Origin of the sequence: Mameliella sp. CS4, assembly GCF_019392335.1 — a bacterium.
Classification (GTDB): Bacteria; Pseudomonadota; Alphaproteobacteria; order Rhodobacterales; family Rhodobacteraceae; genus Antarctobacter.
This window is the reverse complement of sequence record NZ_JAHXRQ010000002.1, coordinates 106427-126725: the sequence shown is the minus strand read 5'-3', so window position 1 is coordinate 126725 and position 20299 is coordinate 106427. Positions and strand designations below refer to the sequence as shown.

The following is a 20299-nucleotide window of genomic DNA, read 5'->3' as shown; positions in this document are numbered from 1 at the left end:
GTGGGGTGTCGGCATAGGCGCAGGTCACACGTCATTCCGCCGCCATCGCCTTGGGCTTGACCGGCCAGACCTTCGCGTCGCGGATTTCCAGCGTCGCCTTGATCTTGCCCTTGCGCCCGTCCTCGTAGGTGACTTCGGTCTCGGTGTAGACGCTCTCCGACCCGTCATACAAAGCGGTCACCAGGTCCTCGAACTTCTCGCCGATGATCTTGCGGCGCACCTTGCGGGTCCGGGTCAGCTCGCCGTCGTCGGCGTCCAGCTCCTTGTGCAGGATCAGGAAGCGGTGCACCTGGCAGCCCGACAACATGTCGTCCTGCGCCACGCTCTCGTTCACCTCTTCGACGTGCTTCTGCACCGTCTCCATGACTTGCGGATGCCCGGCCAGCTCCTGGTACGAGGCATAGGCGATGTTGTTGCGTTCCGCCCAGTTGCCCACCGCCGTCAGGTCGATGTTGATGAAGGCCGTGCAGCGATCCTTGCCAGCGCCAAAGACCACCGCCTCCAGGATATTGGGAAAGAACTTCAGCTTGTTCTCGACGTATTTCGGCGCGAACAGCGCCCCATCCGCCATCTGGCCCACGTCCTTGGCCCGGTCGATGATGCGCAGGTGGCCGGTGTCTTCCTCGATGAACCCGGCATCGCCCGTGGCCACCCAACCTTCGGCATCCTTGGTGTCGCGCGTGCTTTCAGGGTTCTTGTAGTACTCCACGAAGGCGCAGGGCGACCGGTAAAAGACCTCGCCATTCTCGGCGATGCGGATTTCCACCCCCGGCGCGGGCACACCCACCGTGTCCGAGCGCACCTCGCCATCGGGCTGCACGGTGATAAAGACGCTGGCCTCTGTCTGACCGTAAAGCTGTTTGAGGTTGATCCCCAGCGAGCGCCAGAAGTCGAAGATCTCCGGCCCGATCGCCTCACCCGCCGTATAGGCCACGCGCACGCGGTTCATACCCGCACGGTTCCGCACCGGGCCATAGACCAGCACCTGTCCCAGGGCGTATTTCAGCCGGTCCATGATCCCCACCGGCTTGCCGTCCAGGATCTTTGGCCCAACCTTGCGCGCATGGGCCATGAAGGTGTTGTACAGCCATTTCTTGACCCGGCCCGCGTCCTCCATCCGGATCGTGATCGCGGTGATACGCTCTTCGAAATAGCGCGGCGGGGCAAAGAAATAGGTCGGCCCGATCTCGTGCAGGTTTTCGTACATGGTCTGCGGCGCCTCGGGGCAGTTCACGCAGAAGCCGCACCAGTAGGCCTGGCCGATGGAAAAGATGAAATCGCCCACCCAAGCCATCGGCAGATAGGCCAGCACGCTGTCGCTGCGCCGCAAATGGTCGAACTGGGACGAAGACTTGGCCGCTTCGATGATGTTGCGGTTCGACAGGACCACACCCTTGGGCTTGCCGGTGGTGCCCGAGGTATAGAGCATCACGCAGGTGTCATCGTAGGTCAGCTTTTCGCGGCGGCGTTTCAGCTCGGGCAGGAATTCATCGCGTGCCGCGCGCCCCTGTTCCTGCACATGGCTGTATTCATGCAGATGGGCGTGGTCGTATTTCCGCATGCCGCGCGGATCGACATAGATCAGGTGTTCGAACTGGTGCAGGTCGTCCTGCACCTCGATCACCTTGTCGGCCTGCTCCTGGTCCGCCACGATGGCAAAGCGCGCGCCGCAATGACCCAGCACGTATTCCATCTCTTCTGCAACCGCGTCCTGATAGAGCGGCACCGGGATTGCCCCGACGCTTTGCGCGGCGACCATCGACCAATACAGCGTGGGACGGTTGTGCCCGATGATGGCGATGTAATCGCCCTCGTTGACGCCGAGGTTCAACAGGCCCAGGGCCAACGCCTCGATTTCCTTTTCCGTCTCCGCCCAGGTCCAGCTTTGCCAGATCCCGTATTCCTTCTCGCGGTAGGCGGGCGCATTGCCGAACTCGGTGGCATTGCGATGCAACAGTGCCGGGATAGAGCGCAGTCCCTCCGCGCCCTCAGCCATATGTGCCAAGTCTTTTCCTCCCATGCCGGTCCCCCGACATCCCTCGTGGCGCCCAGGTTTCCGGGCCGCTCGCTGTTGATCGCGATTCTGGCCTTCATTTGGGCAAGTCCCACGGTCAGGGTCAACTTTTTCCGCAAGATTTCCCAAATGTAACGAATTCCTACAGGCCGCCGGACAGTACGGTTCGATGCGCTGCCCTCTGGCGCCGCCGCCGCCGCCGCCCTAGGCTTGCGCCATGAAGAACCTTGCGCTTACGCAGGCCGGGCTGAACCTGATTCAGCAGGCCCTGACGATCTACGACAGCGAGTTGCGGCTTGCGGTCTGCAACGCACCCTTTGCGCAGATGTTCGACCTGCCCGATGCGCTGACCACGCCCGGCGCCCGGTTCGAGGATACCATCCGCCACCTTGTCGAACGCGGCGAATACGGCCCTGTCGACGACCCCGAGACATTCATCCACGACCGTGTCGAGACCGCGCGCGCCTTCGAGCCGCATTACATGGAGCGCACCCGCGCCAACGGACGCACCATCAGCGTCGAGGGGGCGCCGCTGCCGCAGGGCGGTTGGGTCACGGTCTACACGGACATCACCCAGACCCGCGCGCAAGAGCAGTTGTTGCGCACGCGCTCGGAACTCCTGTCAGAGGAGGTGCTGAAACGGTCCGAGGAACTGGCCGCCACAAACCGCCGTCTCGCCGCCACAAACAAGGCCCTCGAAGAGGCGCGCCGCCAACTCGCCGAAACCGAGGCCCGCACCCGCGCCACGACCCAGATGATGCCCGCCCACATCGCCCGCGTCGATGCCGACGGGCGCTATACCTTTTCGAACAACCGGCTGGGCGACGTGATGCCCGGCCGCCCGGCCACGATCCTGGGCCTGCATATCGCGGAAACACTGGGGCCGCAGGCCTATGCCAAGGTGCGCCCACACCTAGAGGCGGCGCAGGAGGGGCGGCAAAGCACTTTTGAATTCCACGACGAGATGTCCTCGCGCCGGATCCGGGGCGTCTTTACCCCCGACCCGCTGGAACCGGGCGTCTACATCCTGTCTCAGGACGTGACCGAGGAAACCCAGGCCCGCGCCGCATTGCAGCAGACACGCCGGCGCGAGATCGCGGCACAGCTGACCTCGGGGCTTGCGCATGACTTCTCGAACCTGCTGACCATCATCCTGGGAATGCAGTCGCGGCTGGCCCGGATGGAGCTTGGGCCAGAGGCGGACCCGCTGATTTCCGCGACTCTTTCGGCGGCACGGCGTGGCGGGCGGTTGCTGGACCGGATCGCAGACATGACCAGCCAGCGCGGCTGGCAGCCCCGCCCGCTTTCCCTGCCCGGTTTCCTTGGCGAATTGCGCACCCTTGCCACGCCCTCGCTGCCCGAGGGCATGGAGCTGCGAACGCAGGACGACACCGGCGGCGCCTACATGGCCGATCCCGGCCTGTTGCAGGATGCGCTATTGAATCTGGTGCTGAACGCCCGCGATGCCTGTGGCGAGGCGGGGACCATCACCCTGTCCGCACAAGAGGTGCAGGACACCTGGCTGGAACTGTCGGTCGAGGACAGCGGGCCGGGCTTTTCCGAATCCGCGCTGCGCCACGGGCTTGAACCCTTTTTCACCACCAAGGGTGGCGAGGGATCGGGGCTGGGCCTGGCGATGGTCTATGACATGACCAAACTGGCGGGCGGCTCTGTGCGGCTGGCAAACACCGGGCAAGGCGCGCGCGTCTCGCTGCGCCTGCCGTTGCGCCGGGCGGCGCAGGCCCCCGTGCCCGACACGGGTCTTGCCCTGCTCGCCGAAGACAGCCCGGACCTGCGCGAGGCAATCCGCGAGATGTTGACCGCGCTGGGGTTTTCCGTGGTCGAGGCCGCCTCGGTAGACGAGGCCTGCGCCCTGGCCGAGGGCCTGCCCGACATTGCGTTGGTCCTGTCGGACATCTCGCTGGAGGGGGACAGCCCCGGGCTGGCCCTGGCGGACCGTCTGCCGCATCTGCCCATCCGCTTCATGACCTCACTGCCGCCGGACCACCCGCTGCATGTTCGCGCGCACCGGCTTGGCCCTGTGTTACCCAAACCCTTCTCCGCAGCCGACCTTGCCGGTTTCCTGGGGCTGGTGCCTCTTCCGGCGCCCGCGCAGATGGGCTAACCCCCGAACCATGAGCGCCCTAGTCACCATCCTCGACGACGAACCGGCCATCCGCGAGATGCTCTCCGACGCATTGGCCGAAGCGGGGTTCCGCACGATGTCCTTTGGCCGTGCGACGGAATTCGAGGCCGCCCTGCGCCGGACCACGCCGGATGTCTGCCTCGTCGATCTGGGCTTGCCGGACCGCGACGGGCTGACGCTGGTGCACCGGCTGGCGCTGGAACAGGGCGCAACGGTCATCATCATCTCGGGAAGGGCGCAGGTGCAGGACCGGGTGACGGGGCTGGAACTGGGCGCCGATGACTACATCATCAAACCCTTCGACCCGGCCGAGGTCGTGGCCCGCATCCGCGCCCGCCTGCGCGGGCGCACCCGGTCCGCCCCTTCGGATACGGCGCGGTTCAACGGCTGGACTGCGCATTTCGACCGCTACGCGCTCGAGGACGAGACCGGCACAGAGACCACCTTCAGCCATGCCGAAGGCGAAGTGCTGCGGCTGTTCCTGGAAAGCCCCAAGCGCCTGATCACCCGCGCCCACATGCAGGAATCCCTCGGCGGCGCGGCGGGCGAAAGCTTTGACCGGGCGATGGACGTCCGCATTTCGCGCCTGCGCACCAAGCTGCGCGAGGACCCCAAGACCCCCCGCCTGATCAAGACGATCTACGGCGCCGGCTACATTTTCCTGGGCGATGTCAGCTGGAGCTGAGCGACCCCGCCCCGGACCTGACCCGGGGCCTCTTTTCGCCGCGCCTCACGGCTGCACGGTGGTGTAGACCTCCGCCGCCCCGACCAGCGTTTTCACGTAGGGCAGGACGCTGACCGCGATCGCGCCGACAAGCGCCCCGACGCCCAGACGGATCGGCGCCGCGCCCAGTTTCGGCCCCGCAAGGCCCAAGAGCCCGCAGACCGAGGCATAGAATCCAAGCGATACAGGGTCCATGTTCGCACCTCCTGCGGCTCAGCCTAGAACAGGGAGGCGCGTCGGGGAACTCCGGAATTCCCGCGTCTTACCCCGCGATCCGTGCCGCCGCGCCCGCCAGCACTTGCAAGCCGCGCACAAGGTCGGCCTCATCCGTATCCTCGGCAAAGTCATGACTGATGCCCCCGATGGACGGCACAAACAGCATCGCCGCCGGCATCATCCGCGACATGTTCGAGGCATCGTGCAACGCCCCCGACGGCATTTCGCGCCAGCGTCCCGGCACGGCCTCTTCCGCCGCCTCGCGCAACGCCCCGCGAAAACCCGCATCCATCGCCACCGGCGCCACGCCCAGCATCGGCCCGAAATCCAGCGCCAGCCCTCCCGCCTCAGCCACCTCGGCGGCGGTCTCGCGCACGATCTTCTCCATCCGGTCCAGCCGGTCGGCGTCGCCATCGCGCCACTGCATCGAGAATTTCACCCTGCCCGGCACGATGGAATGAGCATTGGGATGCAGGCTCACATGGCCGATGGTCCAGACTGTCGCCGGTGTCACCACGTTGCGCAGCCGGTCGTTGAGCAAGGTGTTGAAGGCCCCCAGCGCCTGGAAGGCATCCTTGCGCAGCGCCATAGGGGTTGTGCCCGCATGGTTCTGCTGCCCCTCGAAACTGATGACCATATCACGGATGCCGACGATGGCCTCGACCACGCCGGCGGCCTCGCCACTTGTGTCCAGCACCGGCCCCTGTTCGATGTGCATTTCCAGGAACCCGGTAAAGCGGGCCGGGTCGATCCAGTCGCCCAGCCTGTCGCCCATCGCCGCCCGCGCCTCGGGCAGGGTCACGCCCTTGGGATCGACCAGCCCGTCCACCTTGTCGCGCGGCAGAGCGCCGGACCAGGCCGCGCTGCCTGTGGTCACGCCGAACCGCCCTTCCTCGTCCTGAAAGGACACGCAGGAAATCGGCGGCCCGCCCGTCTCTCTCGCCGCGCGGGCCACTTCCAGACCGGCGATGACGCCCAGCGCGCCATCCAGCCAGCCGCCCTCGGGCTGGCTGTCGGAATGCGAGCCGATCAGCAGCGACGGTCCCTCGACGAGGCCAAAGAGCGAGCCCATCGGATCAAAGTGCGGATCCAGCCCCGCGTCCGTCATCCGTTCGGCCAGCCAGTCCCGCGCGGCAATGTCCGCCTCTGTATAGGCGGGCCGCTGCACCCCCATGCCGACACCCGCCGCGCCGAAGGACCGCAGGGTGTGAAGATCCTCCAGAAACCGCTTTTCATCGACCGCGACCATGTCCGCCCCTTCCAGGTTCAAGTTCATCGCGACCCTAACCCGGAGCTTCTTGGCTCTGCAAATGCGTGGTGCGGGTGCCACTTGCCACATGACAATCATGTTCAATTCGAGAAGAGGCCCGAGGGATCGCCCATGCCAAAACGATTTTCCCGATGCCACTGAATATTTGCCGGATGCGGCCAGTCGCGGCGATCCTCGGGCAAGGTCAACCGCCTGTCGGGCCAGATCAGACGGTCCGCCACATCCCGCGGCACCTTGTTGTCGGAAACCAGGACGCGGACATCCCCGGGCGCCGCCGGATCAGGGATGTCCAGGGCAATCAAACCCCGGTCGAACATCCAGTGAAGCGTTGCCGATAGCGCAAGGCCATTCCGAACGGAATCACTGCCATTTTCCTCGACCGGACGGATATGCGCCGCCTGCACTTCGGGCCGTCCACCGCCGTTCCGTAGCCCCAGCCCTGAAATCGCGCAGCGTTCCTCATAAGCGGCCCGCACCTTACGCCGAAAGGCAACGTCGCGATAGGCGCGCCGCGTCAGTCGTTCGAGAACCGGTCGTTCGAAGGGGACTGCCAAGTCGTCGACCTCATGCCTTCGATCATAGCGACGGGCTTCAGTGTCTTCCAAATCCTGTGGAAGTCCATAGTTCAATATTTCGGTAAATTCTCTCTCCGGAAGCCCGCGAACCGAAGCCGTCCGGGAACCCCCATGTTTCAGGATAAAACCGTCAGGCCCGGCCAATTCACTTTCGAAAGGACGGCCCCTGACCTCGCGCGGGACATCTCTATCGAACTCTAGGTAACTGCCGGGTTCTATTGTGATGCAATAATAGTCAGCTTTTCCCGGAACAGCCGCCACCCCCGCGATCTTAGCCACCGCGAAATAGCGTCGTGCCCCTTTGCCTTTTCCAGGCTCATAGTAAACTATCCAGTCCCCGACCGCTTGACGCGCTCGGGACAGATAGCTGGGGTTCCGTTTCGATGAGAACTCGTAGCTCTTATCTGGCTCATCTTCATACTCGGAGCCATGTTTGTGAAGCAGGACAAGTTTCGACATGGCGCCAGAAAAGCCCTGCCTTCAAGATTAGGCAAGGCTAGTTTAGCAGCATGGCTCACTCCGCCGCGATCTCCCCGGCCTCCACCGCCTCGACCCGCACCGCCGAATACTTGAACTCGGGGATCTTGCCGAAGGGGTCCAGCGCCGGGTTGGTGAGGATGTTGGCCGCCGCCTCGACATAGGCAAAGGGCAGGAACACCATGTCCGGCGCCACCGCGCGGTCGGCCCGCGCCATGACCTCGATCGACCCGCGCCGCGTGGTCAGCCGCACAAAGCCGCCCGGCTCGACGCCCAGCTTGCGCAGGGTCGAGGGGTGCAACGAACAGTTGGCCTCGGGTTCGACCGCGTCCAGCACGCTGGCGCGGCGAGTCATCGAGCCGGTGTGCCAGTGTTCCAGCTGCCGCCCCGTGGTCAGGATCATCGGGAAGCTGTCGTCGGGCACCTCCGCCGGGGGTGTCACCCGCGCGGGGGCGAACATCGCCCGGCCCGCGCGCCGCGGGAAACCGTCACCAAAGACCACTGCTTGGCCCGGATCGTCGGGCCCCGTGCAGGGGTAGGTCACGGCGGACTCGGCCTCCAGCCGTTTCCAGGTGATGTGATGCAGGCTGCGCATCGACATTTTCATCTCGTCGAAGACGGATTTCGGATCGTCATAGTCCCAGTCCAGCCCGACGCGCCGCGCCAGGTCCACCAGGATTTGCCAGTCCTCGCGCGCCTCCCCCGGCGGGTTCACCGCCTTGCGGGCCACCTGGACCTGGCGGTTGGTGTTGGTCACGGTCCCAGACTTCTCGGGCAGGGCCGAGGCGGGCAGGATCACGTCGGCGAAGTTGGCCGTCTCGGTCAAGAAGATGTCCTGTACCACCAGGTGATCCAACTGGCCCAGCGCCTTGCGGGCATGTTCCACATCCGGGTCGGACATCGCCGGATTCTCGCCAAGGACATACATGCCCTTGATCTCGCCGCGATAGACGCGGTCCATGATCTCGACCACGGTCAGGCCCGGCGTTTCCTGGATCTCGGTGCCGCGCCAGATGTGCTTGAACAGTGCGCGCACCTCGGGGTCCGTCACCGACTGGTAGTCGGGCAGCACCTGCGGGATCAGACCCGCGTCCGAAGCCCCCTGCACGTTGTTCTGCCCGCGCAGCGGATGCAGGCCAGAGCCGGGCCGCCCCACCTGACCGCAGAGCAGGGCCAGTGAGATCAGGCAGCGGGCGTTGTCGGTGCCGTGGATGTGCTGGCTGACACCCATGCCCCAAAAGATCATCGCCGCCTTGGCATCCGCATAGGTGCGCGCCACGGTGCGGATCGTCTCGGCGTCGATGCCGCAAAGCTCGGACATGCGTTCGGGCGTGAAGGCGCGGATATGCTCACGGAATTCAAAGAACCCCTCGGTGAAGCCCTCGATGTACTGGCGGTCGTAGAGCTTTTCCTCGACGATCACGTTCATGATCGCGTTCAGCAGGGCCACGTCCGTGCCCGGACGGAATTGCAGCATGTGGTCGGCGTGACGCTTCATCGCCGTGCCGCGCGGGTCCATGATGATCAGCTTGCCGCCGCGCTTGGTGAACTGCTTGAAATAGGTCGCGGCCACGGGGTGGTTTTCGGTCGGGTTGGCCCCGATCACGATGGCCACGTCGGCATTCTCGATCTCGTTGAAGGTTGCCGTCACAGCGCCGCTGCCCACGTTCTCCATCAGCGCCGCGACCGAGGAAGCGTGGCACAGCCGGGTGCAGTGATCGACGTTGTTGTGGCCAAAGCCCTGGCGGATGAACTTCTGGAAAAGGTAGGCTTCTTCGTTGGTGCACTTGGCGCTGCCGAAGCCGGCAACCGATTTGCCGCCGTAGTAGCTGCGCAGGTCCGCCAGACCATGCGCCGCCTTGTCCAGCGCCTCTTCCCAGGTCGCCTCGCGGAAGTGAGTCCAGGGGTTGTTCGGATCGACGTTCAGCCCCTTCTCCGGCGCGTCGTCGCGGCGGATCAGCGGTTTCGTCAGGCGATGCGGGTGGTGAATATAATCAAAGCCGAAGCGGCCCTTGACGCAAAGACGGCCTTCGTTCGCGGGGCCGTTGATGCCCTCGACGTATTTGACGCGGCCATCCTTGACCTTGACCGAGACCTGGCAGCCGACACCGCAGAAGGGGCAGACCGACTTGACCTCTTCGTCGAAATCCTTGCTGTCGCCCTGCTGGTTCTCGTCCATGACGCTCGACGGCATCAGAGCGCCGGTCGGGCAGGCCTGCACACATTCGCCGCAGGCCACGCAAGAGGAGGCGCCCATCGGGTCGTCCAGGTCGAAGACCGGGTAGGCATCGTGGCCGCGACCCGCCATGCCGATCACGTCGTTGACCTGAACCTCGCGGCAGGCCCGCACGCACAGACCGCACTGGATGCAGGCATCCAGGTTGACCTTCATCGCGACGTGGCTGTCGTCCAGCAGCGGGATGCGCTCGGCCTCCAGCGTCGGGAAGCGCGACTCGGACACGCCGCTTTCAGCCGCCATGTCCCAGAGGTGGCTGGACTTGTCATGCGCCGCCGCCTGTTCGGGCTGGTCGGCCAGCAGCAGTTCCATCACCATCTTGCGAGCGTTTTCCGCACGGGCGGTGGCGGTCTGCACCACCATGCCGTCTTGCGGTTCGCGGATGCAGGAGGCGGCCAGCGTGCGCTCGCCCTCGATCTCGACCATACAGGCGCGGCAGTTGCCGTCAGGGCGATAGCCCGGCGCCGGCTTGTGGCACAGGTGCGGGATCTTGAGGCCGCGGCCATTGGCCACTTCCCAGATCGTCATGCCTTTTTCCGCCTCGACCTCCTGGCCGTCGAGCGTGAATCGGATCGTCTCGGACATGCGCGTCTCCCGTCGTTTGGAGCACCTTAAAGCATGACACCGAAGACCCGCGCCTATCAATCCCGACCTTCGAAGGCATTTTTACGCCTCCCGCGTTTCCGATGGGCGACGGGGTGTGACCGGGCGGAGCCAAGCGCCGACTCATGCCGCCCCGGCCTTGCGCCGAACAGCGGCACACGGCCAAACATGTCATTTTTCGCATCTGACTGCCAGTAAAGTGACCGCAAGCGCGACGCGACCCAACGGCAACTTTCGATGTCGCCACCCATCTTTTGGAGATCAAACTGTTGATTTTGCGCAAGATTCTCCCAGAGGCGGCAGGCAAAGTGCGCCGAGGAACGCCAGTCCCTGCCTCTGGACCTTCTTTGCTGCGCCGCCTAGCTTCTCGCCAACTCGAAGGAGACTGACATGGCGACCGGCACGAATATCCGCACCTATTTCAATGGCACCTGGCACGAGGGCGACGCGATGGTGATGCGCGCGGCGGATCACGGCGCCTGGCTGGGGTCGTCCGTCTTTGACGGGGCGCGCTATGCCCAGGGCGTGACACCCGACCTCGACGCCCATTGTGCCCGGATCAACCGGTCGGCAGAGGCGATGATGCTGCGCCCCACGGTCACGACCGAGGACATGGTGGCCATCGTCGAGGAGGGCCTGAAGGCCTATGCGCCGGGCAGCGCCGTCTATATCCGCCCCATGTACTGGGGCATCCATGGCGACGTCACCGCCATCGTCCCGCAGCCTGACGAGACCGGTTTTGCGCTCTGCCTCGAGGAGATCCCGATGGCGCCGGACAGCGCCACCGCCACGCTGGGGCGCACGCGGTTCCGCCGCCCGGTGATGGAAAGCTCTGTCGTCAATGCCAAGGCCGGCTGTCTCTATCCCAACAATGCCCGGATGCTGGCAGAGGTCCGCGGTCGCGGGTTTGCCAATGCGCTGGTTACGGATGTCATGGGCAACGTGGCCGAAACCGCCACGGCCAACATCTTCATGGTGCGTGACGGCGTGGTGCAGACCCCGATTCCCAACGGCACCTTCCTGTCCGGCATCACCCGCGCCCGCCACATGGCCAACCTGCGCGCCGACGGGATCGAGGTGCAGGAAGCGGTGCTGACCTTCGAGGATTTCGAACAGGCGGACGAGGTCTTTATGTCCGGCAACATGAACAAGGTGACCCCCGTGACCGGCTTCGAGGACAAGTCCTATCAGATCGGCCCGGTCACGCGCCGGGTACGCGAGCTTTACTGGGACTGGGCGCTCAGCGCCTGATCGGACCCGCGCGCGCAGATGGGTCTGAAACTCGTCGTCATACTGGTGGTGCTGGGGCTCTTCGTGGCGGCCATCGCGGCGGTCCATCGCGCCAACCGCCCCGCAGCGCGGCGCGGTCCGGCGGTCCCGCCGCCCGAAGCTCCGTCGCTGGACGACCAGATGACCGAGTTGGCACGCGCGGGGCTGCATCTTTCGCCCGGCGTCACCCGCGCCGACATCATCGACTTCGGCCCCGAAGAAACCTATCGCGGCGAGCCTTGGCGCCTTCTGCTGCTGACCTATTCGATCCGGGTCGACCGCCCCCCGCATCCCCCCTTCTGCGCCCGCGCCTGCCTGCTGCAGACCGACGGGTTCGACAGCCTGCAGGACTACGCCCAGGCCATCGCCGATCTGTCGCGCGTGGCCGAGGTGCCCTGCGAGGTCGCTGTCTCTGATGGCCTGCGCCTGCGCTTTGGCGATGCCGAACTGGATCTGGCCCCCAGGATCGGGACAGGCAACGTTGACCGGGACGTCCTGCGGAAGATCATGCAGGAATTGACGGCCCGGATGCCGGGGGAATCCGGGCTTTATGCGCTCGACAACTTTCCGCAGATTGCCATCTTTCACCTCGACCGGGCCGGAGTCGACCGGATCGACGCAATCGTGCCCGAGCTGTTGTCCCGCGATCCCCTGCCCTGACTGCTGGACCGCCCTCTGGCCCTGACGGCGCTGGACAGAGGTGGCCCCCTCTGCCACGATCCGCCTCCAGGAGAGACTTCATGCGCAAATTCCTCGTCGTCCTCGATGACAGCCGCGAGTGCCTGAACGCCATGCGTTTCGCAGCCATGCGCGCCGCCAAGTCCGGAGGCGGCGTCGCGATCCTGTCCGTGATCCCCCCGGACGAGTTCAATCACTGGATCGGCGTGGGGGACATCATGCGCGAGGAAGCCCGCGAACGCATCCACGCGCATTTCGAGGTCTTCGCCAAGTGGATGCGGGACAAGCAAGGCGTCGATCCCGAGCTGGTGATCCGCGAAGGCGACCCGACGACGGAAATCATCGCGCAGGTCAACGACGATCCGGAAATCGGCCTGCTGGTGCTGGGTGCGGCTGCGGACAAGAAGGGCCCCGGCCCCCTGGTCAGTCACATGACCCGCAACTCTGGCGCGTTGCCGGTTCCGGTCACGATCGTGCCGGGCGACCTGTCGAAGGAACGGCTTGAAGCCATCACCTGATCCCCGCCGCCCCGCACTTTAGAACCGTTCCAATCCTTGACGGTCGGGGCATGGAGGCGCATATAGGGGGCAACCAGAAAAGGGTGATCCCAGATGTTCATTCAGACCGAATCGACGCCGAACCCCGCCACGCTCAAGTTCCTGCCCGGTCATACCGTGCTGGACATGGGCACTGCCGACTTCCCCTCGGCCGAGGCCGCCAGCGCCTCGCCGCTGGCACAACGGCTCTTTGCCGTCGAAGGTGTGTCGGGCGTGTTCTTCGGCAATGATTTCGTGACCGTGACCAAGACCGACGCGACCGACTGGGACCACCTGAAGCCGGCGATCCTTGGCGCGATCATGGAGCATTTCCAGTCCGGCCAGCCGGTCATGGCCGATGGCGCCACCCAGGCCGGCGGTCACGCCGACCATGACGGCGCAGATGCCGAGGTTGTGGGCCAGATCAAGGAGCTTCTGGACAGCCGCGTGCGTCCGGCCGTCGCGCAGGATGGTGGCGACATCACGTTCCACGGGTTCGACCGCGGCGTGGTCTACCTGCACATGCAGGGCGCCTGCGCCGGCTGCCCCTCGTCCACGCTGACGCTGAAGATGGGCATCGAGAACCTGCTGCGCCACTACATCCCCGAAGTGACAGAGGTCCGCCCCGTCGCCGTCTGACCCGGGAAAGGCTTTTCGAAAAGCCTTTCTCAACGCGTTTCAAAACGCGTTGGCAAGCGCCTTCCAAGGCGCTTTTCCACACTGTCGCAACCGTATGCGGCAATTGCATCATCCCGCTTGGACGGCGATAACGCCCGCACCATGATTCTCGGTTTCGACACCTCTTCCGCCCACGTCGGCGCAGCCCTCTTTGACGGCAAAGGCATCGTGGCCGCCGCGCATGAGGACATGGCGCGCGGTCAGGCCGAACGGCTCATGCTCATGCTCGAAGAGGTCCTCACCAAGGGCGGCGCGACCTGGAAAGACCTGGATGCCATCGGTGTCGGCATTGGCCCCGGCAACTTCACTGGCGTGCGGCTGTCGGTAGGTGCTGCGCGCGGGCTTGCCCTGTCGTTGAACATCACGGCGGTCGGCGTGAGCCTGCTGGAGGCCGCGGCCCTGGACATGACCGGCCCCGTGCTCGCCTGTCTCGGCGCCCCGCGTGATCAGGTCTACGTCCAGTCGCATGTCATGACACCGCCGGTCCACGCGCAGTTGATCGCCCTTTCCGAGATACCCGACGCCTGGGCGCAACCCGGCCTGACCTGCGTAGGACCCGCCGCCGCGCAGGTGGCGGAGCAGCTGGGCGTCAAAGCGGTCCCCGCCCGCCATGCCCCGGCCGAGGCCGTGGCCCGTATCGCCGCCACAGGCTGGCAGGACGCCCCCTCGCGGCCCGCACCGCTCTACCTCAAGCCTGCGGATGCCGCCCCGTCGCGCGATGCGCCTCCGGTGATCCTGGAATGACGCCCGAGGCACTGGCCGCGCTGGTCACCCGGGCCTACCGGCACACGACCCCTTGGACCGCAGAACAATTTGCCGACACGCTTGCCCGCCCGCACGCCCTGCTGGCCGCCACGGAACATGCCTTTGTCCTAGGCACCGTGATCGCGGACGAGGCCGAAATCCTCGCCGTTGCCGCCGACCCCGATCACCTGCGCATGGGCGCCGCCAGCCGCGCGCTGGCCCGCTTTCACGCCGAGGCACAGGATCGGGGCGCCGGCCAGGTCTTTCTGGAGGTCGCGGCCGCCAACGCCCCCGCGCGCGCGTTTTATTCTCGCCACGGGTACAGCGAAATCGGGCTGCGCCGGGACTATTACCCGCGCCCGGATGGCCCGCCGGACGACGCCGTGGTCATGTCGCGCGTACTGCCCTGACGTCACCCGCACCCCCGTGGCAGTGCGGCAAAAACCGGTTGACCCCTCCCGCCCCCTGCGGCTTTGATTGCCCCATCACAAACGGAACGGGTGGCCCATGCCCCCGTCACACCAGGGAGCCTCACATGACCTTCTTTGCCAAGACCCTCGGCACCGTCGCCGCACTGGCGCTGAGCGCCGGCGCTGCGTTGGCCGATCCGGCGCTGATCTACGACCTCGGCGGCAAGTTCGACAAATCCTTCAACGAGGCAGCCTACAACGGCGCGGAACGCTGGGCCGAGGAAACCGGTGGCAGCTATCGCGACATCGAGATCCAGGCCGAGGCCCAGCGTGAGCAGGCCCTGCGCCGCTTCGCCGAAGCCGGGTTCAACCCGGTCGTGACCACAGGCTTTTCCTACGCCTCGCAAATCGCAGCCGTGGCGCCGGACTATCCTGACACCAAGTTCGTGACCATCGACGGCTACGTCGATCCCGAGGCGCATCCGAACGTCCTGTCGATCCTCTTTGCCGAACATGAGGGCAGCTACCTGGTCGGCATGATGGCGGCGATGGCCTCCGACTCCGATACGGTGGGCTTTGTGGGTGGCATGGACATCCCGCTGATCCGCAAGTTTGCCTGCGGCTATGCCCAGGGTGTGCTGGCGGTGAACCCCGACGCCACCGTGATCTCCAACATGACCGGCACCACCCCCGCCGCCTGGAACGACCCGGTGAAAGGCGCCGAACTGGCCAAGGCACAGATCAGCCAGGGCGCGGACGTGATCTATGCCGCCGCTGGTGGCACCGGCCTGGGCGTGCTGCAGACCGCTGCGGACGAGGGCATCCTGTCAATCGGTGTGGACAGCAACCAGAACTACCTGCACCCCGGCTCGGTCCTGACCTCGATGCTGAAACGCGTGGACGTCGCCGTCTATGACGCCATGACAGCAGGGGCCGACCTGCAGACCGGCGTGATCGCCCTGGGCCTGGAAAGCAACGGTGTCGGCTACGCGCTGGACGACAACAACGCCGACCTCGTCTCGGAAGAGATGAAAGCCGCCGTCGACGCCGCGCGTGAACAGATCATCGCGGGCGAAGTCACCGTTCACGACTACTCCAAGGACGACAGCTGCCCGGCGCTGGATTTCTGATCGCCAAAGGCACAGGGGGCGCGTCACGGCCTCCGCTTCCTCCACGAGGGGCCGCTCCGGCGCGGCCCCTCTCCCTTCGCCCCGCGAAAGCCGATCTTCATGACCGACACCCCCGCCATCGAGCTCAAGGGCATTTCCAAGTCCTTCGGCCCCGTTCAGGCCAACAAGGACATCTCTATCCGCGTGATGCCGGGCACGATTCACGGCATCATCGGTGAAAACGGCGCGGGCAAGTCGACCCTGATGTCGATCCTCTACGGCTTTTACAAGGCTGACGCGGGCGAGATTTTCATCAACGGCAAACAGACCCAGATCCCCGACAGCCAGGCCGCCATCGCCGCCGGCATCGGGATGGTCTTCCAGCACTTCAAGCTGGTGCAGAATTTCACGGTCCTCGAAAACGTCATCCTGGGCGCCGAGGACGGCGCCCTGCTGAAGCCCTCGCTGTCGAAGGCGCGCGGCGTGCTGAAGCACCTGGCCGAAGAATACGAACTGAACGTCGATCCCGACGCGATGATTCAGGATCTCTCTGTCGGCCACCAACAGCGTGTGGAAATCCTCAAGGCGCTGTACCGCGAGGCTGAAATCCTGATCCTCGACGAGCCCACCGGGGTGCTGACCCCGGCAGAGGCCGACCACCTTTTCCGCATCCTCGAAGGCCTGAAACGCGAGGGCAAGACGATCATCCTGATCACGCACAAGCTGCGCGAGATCATGGAGATCACGGATACCGTCAGCGTCATGCGACGTGGAGAGATGACCGCTACGGTCAAGACCGCCGAAACCTCACCCGAAGAACTGGCCGAGCTGATGGTGGGCCGCAAAGTCCTGCTGCGGGTCGACAAGACCCCGGCCAAACCCGGAAAATCGGTGCTGGAGGTGGATAACCTGTGCCATACCGACAGCGCCGGGGTCGAACGGCTCAGGGGCATCTCGTTCAAGGTGCAGGCGGGCGAAATCCTGGGCATCGCGGGCGTGTCGGGCAATGGCCAGTCCGAACTGCTGCAGGTGCTGGGCGGGATGAAGATCGGCACCGGCAACGTGCGCGTCAATGGTCAAGAGATCGACCTTACGGGGCGTTCTTCGGACGGGCAGTCGCGCCGGGCACGCGGTATCAGCCACGTCCCCGAGGACCGACAGCACGAAGGGCTGATCATGCCCTACACCGCCTGGGAAAACATCGCCTTCGGGTATCACCACGATCCGAAATACCAGAAAAACGCGCTGTTGATGGACAATGCGGCCATCAAGCGCGACGCCGAGGGCAAGATCGAACGTTTCGACGTGCGCCCGCCAAACGCCAACCTGGCCGCGCGCAATTTTTCCGGCGGCAACCAGCAAAAGATCGTCCTCGCGCGCGAGATCGAGCGCAATCCCGATATCCTGTTGGTGGGACAACCCACCCGGGGGGTCGACATCGGCGCCATCGAGTTCATCCACCAGCAGATCGTCGCCCTGCGCGATCAGGGCAAGGCCATCTTGCTGGTCTCGGTCGAACTGGACGAGATCCTGTCGCTCTCGGACCGGGTCGCGGTGATGTTCGACGGGCAGATCATGGGTGAACGCCTGCCGGCCGAGACCAACCAGACCGAGCTGGGCCTGCTCATGGCCGGGGTGACCGAGATGCCCGACAAGGACAAACCGCTGATCAAGGTGGTGGACGAACAGCTTGAAGCACAGAAAGAGCGGGAGGCTGCGCGGCATGGCCATAACTGAAAGCTCTTTCCCGCCGCTTTCCTGTACGGGCCCTGAACCGGATACCCTGACCACCTCCGTCCGCCAGCCCCAGAAGGAGCCGCGCAATGGATAAGATGCCCGCCTGGGCCGACGCGGTGCTCGTGCCCCTGATTTCCATCCTGCTGGCCGCGCTGATTTCTGCGCTGGTGATCTTGGCCATCGGACACAACCCGGTCGAGGCCTTCTCGATCATGGTCAAGGAAAGCCTGACCTCCTCGCGCGGGATCGGCAACACGCTGTATTACACCACGAATTTCATCTTCACCGGCCTCGCGGTGGCGGTGGCCTTTCATGCGCGGATGTTCAATATCGGCGGCGAAGGTCAGGTGTTGCTGGGCGGTCTTGGCGTCGCGGTGGTCTCTCTCTACGTGCCCTGGCCGCACTGGACCCTGGCGCTGCTGGGGGCGACGGTGGCCGCGGGTGTCTTCGGGGCCGCCTGGGCACTGATCCCGGCCTACCTGCAGGCGAAACGCGGCAGCCATATCGTCATCACCACGATCATGTTCAACTTCATCGCCGCGGCAGTGCTGAACTACGTTCTGGTCAACATGCTGCGCCCCCGCGGCGCGATGGAACCGGCCTCTGGCGCCTTTCCCGAACCGACCCACCTGCCGACCTTCCAGGAGATGTTCTCGACCGCCGACACGGTCATGTTCCGCTCGGCCCCGGTCAACGTTTCGTTTTTCCTGGCCGTTTTCGCCTGTTTCGCGGTCTGGCTCCTGATCTGGCGCACGCGGCTGGGCTATCAGATCCGCGCCTTCGGCCATTCCGAAAGCGCGGCGCGCTACGCGGGTATCTCTCCGGTGCGGATTACCATCATCGCCATGCTGATTTCCGGCGGCCTTGCGGGCATGATGGCGCTGAACGCCACGATGGGCGAGGCCGAACGGCTGGTGCTGAACGCCTCCGAGGGGGCCGGCTTCATCGGGATCGCGGTCGCGCTCATGGGCCGGTCGCATCCCGTGGGGATTTTCATGGCGGCGCTGCTCTTCGGCTTTCTCTACCAGGGCGGGCTGGAACTGGCATTCTGGAGCGGCATCCCGCAACAGCTCATCACCGTGATCCAGGCGCTGGTCATCCTCTTTACCGGGGCACTGGACAACATGGTGCGGATGCCGCTGGAAAAACTGTTCCTCGCCCTGCGCAAGGGCAAGGCCTGATGCTGGCCGACTACCTGCCCTCTCTCCTGGTCGCCTGGGGGGTGCACGCCTTGGCACTGGCCTCTCCGGGGGCCAACGTGCTGGCGGTGATCGGCACCGCGATGGGCAATGGCCGGCGACAGGCCTTGGCCATGAGCGCGGGGATCGTGACCGGCTCGATCCTCATGGCCTCCGGCGCCATCGCGGGCCTTGGCGCATTGATCCTGACCTGGACCCATGCCGTGACGCTGATCAAGGTCCTGGGCGCGGCCTACCTGGCCTGGCTCGGGTACAGGTCGCTGCGCTCTGCGGCCACACCGGGCAATGCCCCGCCCGTGACGACGCTAAGCGGCAGCCCCGCCCGTCTCTACCGGCGCGGGCTCCTGCTTCAGGTCAGCAACCCCAAGGCCATTCTCGCCTACCTGGCCATCGTCACGCTGGCCCTGGGTGGCAGCGCCCCCTGGCCGATCGCGGTGCTCTTTGTTCTTGGGGCCGCCCTGAACTCGGCCCTGATCCACGCGCTTTACGCGCTGACTTTCTCGACCCGCCCGATGGTCGCGTTTTACCTGCGCGCCCGGCGTACCATCGACGGGGCGCTGGGGTCGTTTTTCTGTTTCGCCGCCATACGCCTAGCCCTGGCACGACCATGACCAGGCTCTCCGCTCACCCGCCCTCCCTCGAACCAAGAGGCTGACACCGCACATGGATCTCGCCACGCTCATCCCGGTCCTTGAATCGACCATTCGCCTGTCGACCCCGCTGCTGCTGGCCTGTCTGGCCGGACTGTTTTCCGAGCGCGCGGGCATCTTCGACATCGGGCTGGAGGGCAAGATGCTGATCGCCGCCTTCTTCTCGGCGGCGGTGGCCTACAGCTCGGGCAGCGTCTGGATCGGGCTGCTGGCGGGCATCGCGGCCTCGATGACGCTGTCGGCGATACACGGGCTGGCCTCGATCACCTTTCGGGGCAACCAGCTGATTTCCGGCGTGGCGCTGAACTTCCTTGCCTCCGGCCTGACGGTGCTGATCGCGCAGAACTGGTTCCGACAGGGCGGCAAGACCCCGACCTTGACCGGCAATGCGCGTCTTTCAGAATGGACCCTGCCCTTTGCCGACAGTCTGCGCGACGTGCCCGTCCTGGGCCCGATCTATTCCGACCTCCTGTCCGGACACGCGCCGCTGGTCTACCTGGCCTTTGCCCTGGTGCCCGCAACATGGTGGGTGCTGTTCCGCACCCGGTTCGGCCTGCGTCTGCGCGCGGTGGGCGAGGCGCCAGAGGCGGTGGACACCGCAGGTGTCTCTGTCGTCGGGATGCGCTTTGCGGCCGTCGCCATTTGCGGCATCCTCTGCGGCATCGCAGGCGCCTACATGGCCACCGGTCTGCAGCCCTTCTTCGGCAAGGAGATGACCGCAGGCCGGGGCTATATCGCGCTGGCCGCGCTGATCTTCTCGAAATGGCGACCCTGGTACGCGCTCGGCGCCTGCCTGCTCTTCGGCTTCCTCCAGGCCGTGGCGCTGCGTTTCCAGAACATCGACCTGGGCGCTTTCACCGTGCCCGTGCAGGTCATGGACGCCCTGCCCTACATCCTGACCGTCGTGATCCTTGCGGGGTTCGTCGGCAAGGCCATCCCGCCACGCGCCGGCGGAGAGCCCTACGTCAAGGAGAGATAGGCCCCGCCAACCCATAGCGCGGCCGCCATGCTGCGCTTGCATAAACCCA

Annotated in this window: 18 protein-coding genes; 13 read left to right on the top strand and 5 right to left on the bottom strand. The window is 65.4% G+C overall.

The window, feature by feature from the left end:
- Nucleotides 1–31: 31 nt before the first annotated feature.
- Nucleotides 32–1996: an AMP-binding protein gene (locus tag KZZ07_RS03885; RefSeq protein ID WP_219512763.1), complete on the bottom strand. Its 1965-nt coding sequence runs from the start codon at nt 1994–1996 to the stop codon at nt 32–34.
- A gap of 235 nt (nt 1997–2231) precedes the next feature.
- On the opposite strand from KZZ07_RS03885, the gene KZZ07_RS03880 reads away from it, so the two are divergent.
- Nucleotides 2232–4139, top strand: a complete 1908-nt coding sequence (locus KZZ07_RS03880; protein ID WP_219512386.1) for a PAS-domain containing protein — start codon at nt 2232–2234, stop codon at nt 4137–4139.
- Between the two features lie 10 nt (nt 4140–4149).
- On the top strand, nt 4150–4845 hold the full coding sequence (locus tag KZZ07_RS03875; protein WP_219512385.1) for a response regulator transcription factor: 696 nt from the start codon (nt 4150–4152) through the stop codon (nt 4843–4845).
- A gap of 45 nt (nt 4846–4890) precedes the next feature.
- On the opposite strand, the gene KZZ07_RS03870 is transcribed toward KZZ07_RS03875, so the two are convergent.
- The 4 genes from KZZ07_RS03870 to fdhF form a co-directional block, all read right to left on the bottom strand.
- Nucleotides 4891–5079, bottom strand: coding sequence for a hypothetical protein (locus KZZ07_RS03870; RefSeq protein WP_219512384.1), 189 nt, complete (start codon nt 5077–5079; stop codon nt 4891–4893).
- 67 nt (nt 5080–5146) lie between these two features.
- Nucleotides 5147–6349, bottom strand: a complete 1203-nt coding sequence (locus KZZ07_RS03865; protein ID WP_219512762.1) for a hydantoinase/carbamoylase family amidase — start codon at nt 6347–6349, stop codon at nt 5147–5149.
- Between the two features lie 101 nt (nt 6350–6450).
- Nucleotides 6451–7404, bottom strand: a complete 954-nt coding sequence (locus KZZ07_RS03860; RefSeq protein WP_219512383.1) for an HNH endonuclease — start codon at nt 7402–7404, stop codon at nt 6451–6453.
- Between the two features lie 55 nt (nt 7405–7459).
- The gene (gene fdhF / locus KZZ07_RS03855) at nt 7460–10243 is read right to left on the bottom strand and encodes a formate dehydrogenase subunit alpha (protein WP_219512382.1); all 2784 of its coding nucleotides are present in this window, start codon (nt 10241–10243) and stop codon (nt 7460–7462) included.
- Nucleotides 10244–10651: 408 nt separating this feature from the next.
- Here fdhF and KZZ07_RS03850 point away from each other — a divergent pair, with 408 nt between their 5' ends.
- From KZZ07_RS03850 to KZZ07_RS03800, 11 genes are all read left to right on the top strand, one after another.
- Nucleotides 10652–11512: a branched-chain amino acid aminotransferase gene (locus KZZ07_RS03850; protein ID WP_219512381.1), complete on the top strand. Its 861-nt coding sequence runs from the start codon at nt 10652–10654 to the stop codon at nt 11510–11512.
- An 18-nt stretch (nt 11513–11530) separates the two neighbouring features.
- The gene (locus tag KZZ07_RS03845) at nt 11531–12190 is read left to right on the top strand and encodes a hypothetical protein (RefSeq protein WP_219512379.1); all 660 of its coding nucleotides are present in this window, start codon (nt 11531–11533) and stop codon (nt 12188–12190) included.
- Nucleotides 12191–12270: 80 nt separating this feature from the next.
- Nucleotides 12271–12726 carry a universal stress protein gene (locus KZZ07_RS03840; RefSeq protein ID WP_219512377.1) on the top strand — a complete coding sequence of 152 codons (456 nt, stop codon included), beginning with the start codon at nt 12271–12273 and terminating at the stop codon, nt 12724–12726.
- Between the two features lie 93 nt (nt 12727–12819).
- Nucleotides 12820–13383 (top strand): NifU family protein, encoded by a 564-nt coding sequence (locus KZZ07_RS03835; RefSeq protein ID WP_043136048.1) that lies wholly within the window; start codon nt 12820–12822, stop codon nt 13381–13383.
- 141 nt (nt 13384–13524) lie between these two features.
- A complete protein-coding gene (gene tsaB / locus KZZ07_RS03830) occupies nt 13525–14166 on the top strand; it encodes a tRNA (adenosine(37)-N6)-threonylcarbamoyltransferase complex dimerization subunit type 1 TsaB (protein ID WP_219512375.1) in 642 nt (213 codons plus the stop codon).
- Nucleotides 14163–14576: a GNAT family N-acetyltransferase gene (locus tag KZZ07_RS03825; protein WP_219512374.1), complete on the top strand. Its 414-nt coding sequence runs from the start codon at nt 14163–14165 to the stop codon at nt 14574–14576. The genes tsaB and KZZ07_RS03825 overlap by 4 nt, the downstream gene beginning before the upstream one ends.
- A gap of 125 nt (nt 14577–14701) precedes the next feature.
- Entirely contained in the window at nt 14702–15706 is a 1005-nt protein-coding gene (locus KZZ07_RS03820; protein ID WP_219512373.1) for a BMP family lipoprotein, read from the top strand.
- 99 nt (nt 15707–15805) lie between these two features.
- Nucleotides 15806–17422 (top strand): ABC transporter ATP-binding protein, encoded by a 1617-nt coding sequence (locus tag KZZ07_RS03815; protein WP_219512372.1) that lies wholly within the window; start codon nt 15806–15808, stop codon nt 17420–17422.
- Nucleotides 17423–17508: 86 nt separating this feature from the next.
- Nucleotides 17509–18603 (top strand): ABC transporter permease, encoded by a 1095-nt coding sequence (locus KZZ07_RS03810; protein WP_219512371.1) that lies wholly within the window; start codon nt 17509–17511, stop codon nt 18601–18603.
- Nucleotides 18603–19232: a LysE family translocator gene (locus tag KZZ07_RS03805; protein WP_219512370.1), complete on the top strand. Its 630-nt coding sequence runs from the start codon at nt 18603–18605 to the stop codon at nt 19230–19232. The genes KZZ07_RS03810 and KZZ07_RS03805 overlap by 1 nt, the downstream gene beginning before the upstream one ends.
- A 52-nt stretch (nt 19233–19284) precedes the next feature.
- On the top strand, nt 19285–20250 hold the full coding sequence (locus KZZ07_RS03800) for an ABC transporter permease (RefSeq protein WP_219512369.1): 966 nt from the start codon (nt 19285–19287) through the stop codon (nt 20248–20250).
- Nucleotides 20251–20299 lie beyond the last annotated feature (49 nt).

What these genes read in the sequence shown, in the direction of transcription:
- KZZ07_RS03885 (WP_219512763.1), bottom strand. Translation starts at nt 1,996, where the DNA reads ATGGCTGAGGGCGCGGAGGGACTGCGCTCTATCCCGGCACTGTTGCAT.
- KZZ07_RS03880 (WP_219512386.1), top strand. Translation starts at nt 2,232, where the DNA reads ATGAAGAACCTTGCGCTTACGCAGGCCGGGCTGAACCTGATTCAGCAG.
- KZZ07_RS03875 (WP_219512385.1), top strand. Translation starts at nt 4,150, where the DNA reads ATGAGCGCCCTAGTCACCATCCTCGACGACGAACCGGCCATCCGCGAG.
- KZZ07_RS03870 (WP_219512384.1), bottom strand. Translation starts at nt 5,079, where the DNA reads ATGGACCCTGTATCGCTTGGATTCTATGCCTCGGTCTGCGGGCTCTTG.
- KZZ07_RS03865 (WP_219512762.1), bottom strand. Translation starts at nt 6,349, where the DNA reads ATGGTCGCGGTCGATGAAAAGCGGTTTCTGGAGGATCTTCACACCCTG.
- KZZ07_RS03860 (WP_219512383.1), bottom strand. Translation starts at nt 7,404, where the DNA reads ATGTCGAAACTTGTCCTGCTTCACAAACATGGCTCCGAGTATGAAGAT.
- fdhF (WP_219512382.1), bottom strand. Translation starts at nt 10,243, where the DNA reads ATGTCCGAGACGATCCGATTCACGCTCGACGGCCAGGAGGTCGAGGCG.
- KZZ07_RS03850 (WP_219512381.1), top strand. Translation starts at nt 10,652, where the DNA reads ATGGCGACCGGCACGAATATCCGCACCTATTTCAATGGCACCTGGCAC.
- KZZ07_RS03845 (WP_219512379.1), top strand. Translation starts at nt 11,531, where the DNA reads ATGGGTCTGAAACTCGTCGTCATACTGGTGGTGCTGGGGCTCTTCGTG.
- KZZ07_RS03840 (WP_219512377.1), top strand. Translation starts at nt 12,271, where the DNA reads ATGCGCAAATTCCTCGTCGTCCTCGATGACAGCCGCGAGTGCCTGAAC.
- KZZ07_RS03835 (WP_043136048.1), top strand. Translation starts at nt 12,820, where the DNA reads ATGTTCATTCAGACCGAATCGACGCCGAACCCCGCCACGCTCAAGTTC.
- tsaB (WP_219512375.1), top strand. Translation starts at nt 13,525, where the DNA reads ATGATTCTCGGTTTCGACACCTCTTCCGCCCACGTCGGCGCAGCCCTC.
- KZZ07_RS03825 (WP_219512374.1), top strand. Translation starts at nt 14,163, where the DNA reads ATGACGCCCGAGGCACTGGCCGCGCTGGTCACCCGGGCCTACCGGCAC.
- KZZ07_RS03820 (WP_219512373.1), top strand. Translation starts at nt 14,702, where the DNA reads ATGACCTTCTTTGCCAAGACCCTCGGCACCGTCGCCGCACTGGCGCTG.
- KZZ07_RS03815 (WP_219512372.1), top strand. Translation starts at nt 15,806, where the DNA reads ATGACCGACACCCCCGCCATCGAGCTCAAGGGCATTTCCAAGTCCTTC.
- KZZ07_RS03810 (WP_219512371.1), top strand. Translation starts at nt 17,509, where the DNA reads ATGGATAAGATGCCCGCCTGGGCCGACGCGGTGCTCGTGCCCCTGATT.
- KZZ07_RS03805 (WP_219512370.1), top strand. Translation starts at nt 18,603, where the DNA reads ATGCTGGCCGACTACCTGCCCTCTCTCCTGGTCGCCTGGGGGGTGCAC.
- KZZ07_RS03800 (WP_219512369.1), top strand. Translation starts at nt 19,285, where the DNA reads ATGGATCTCGCCACGCTCATCCCGGTCCTTGAATCGACCATTCGCCTG.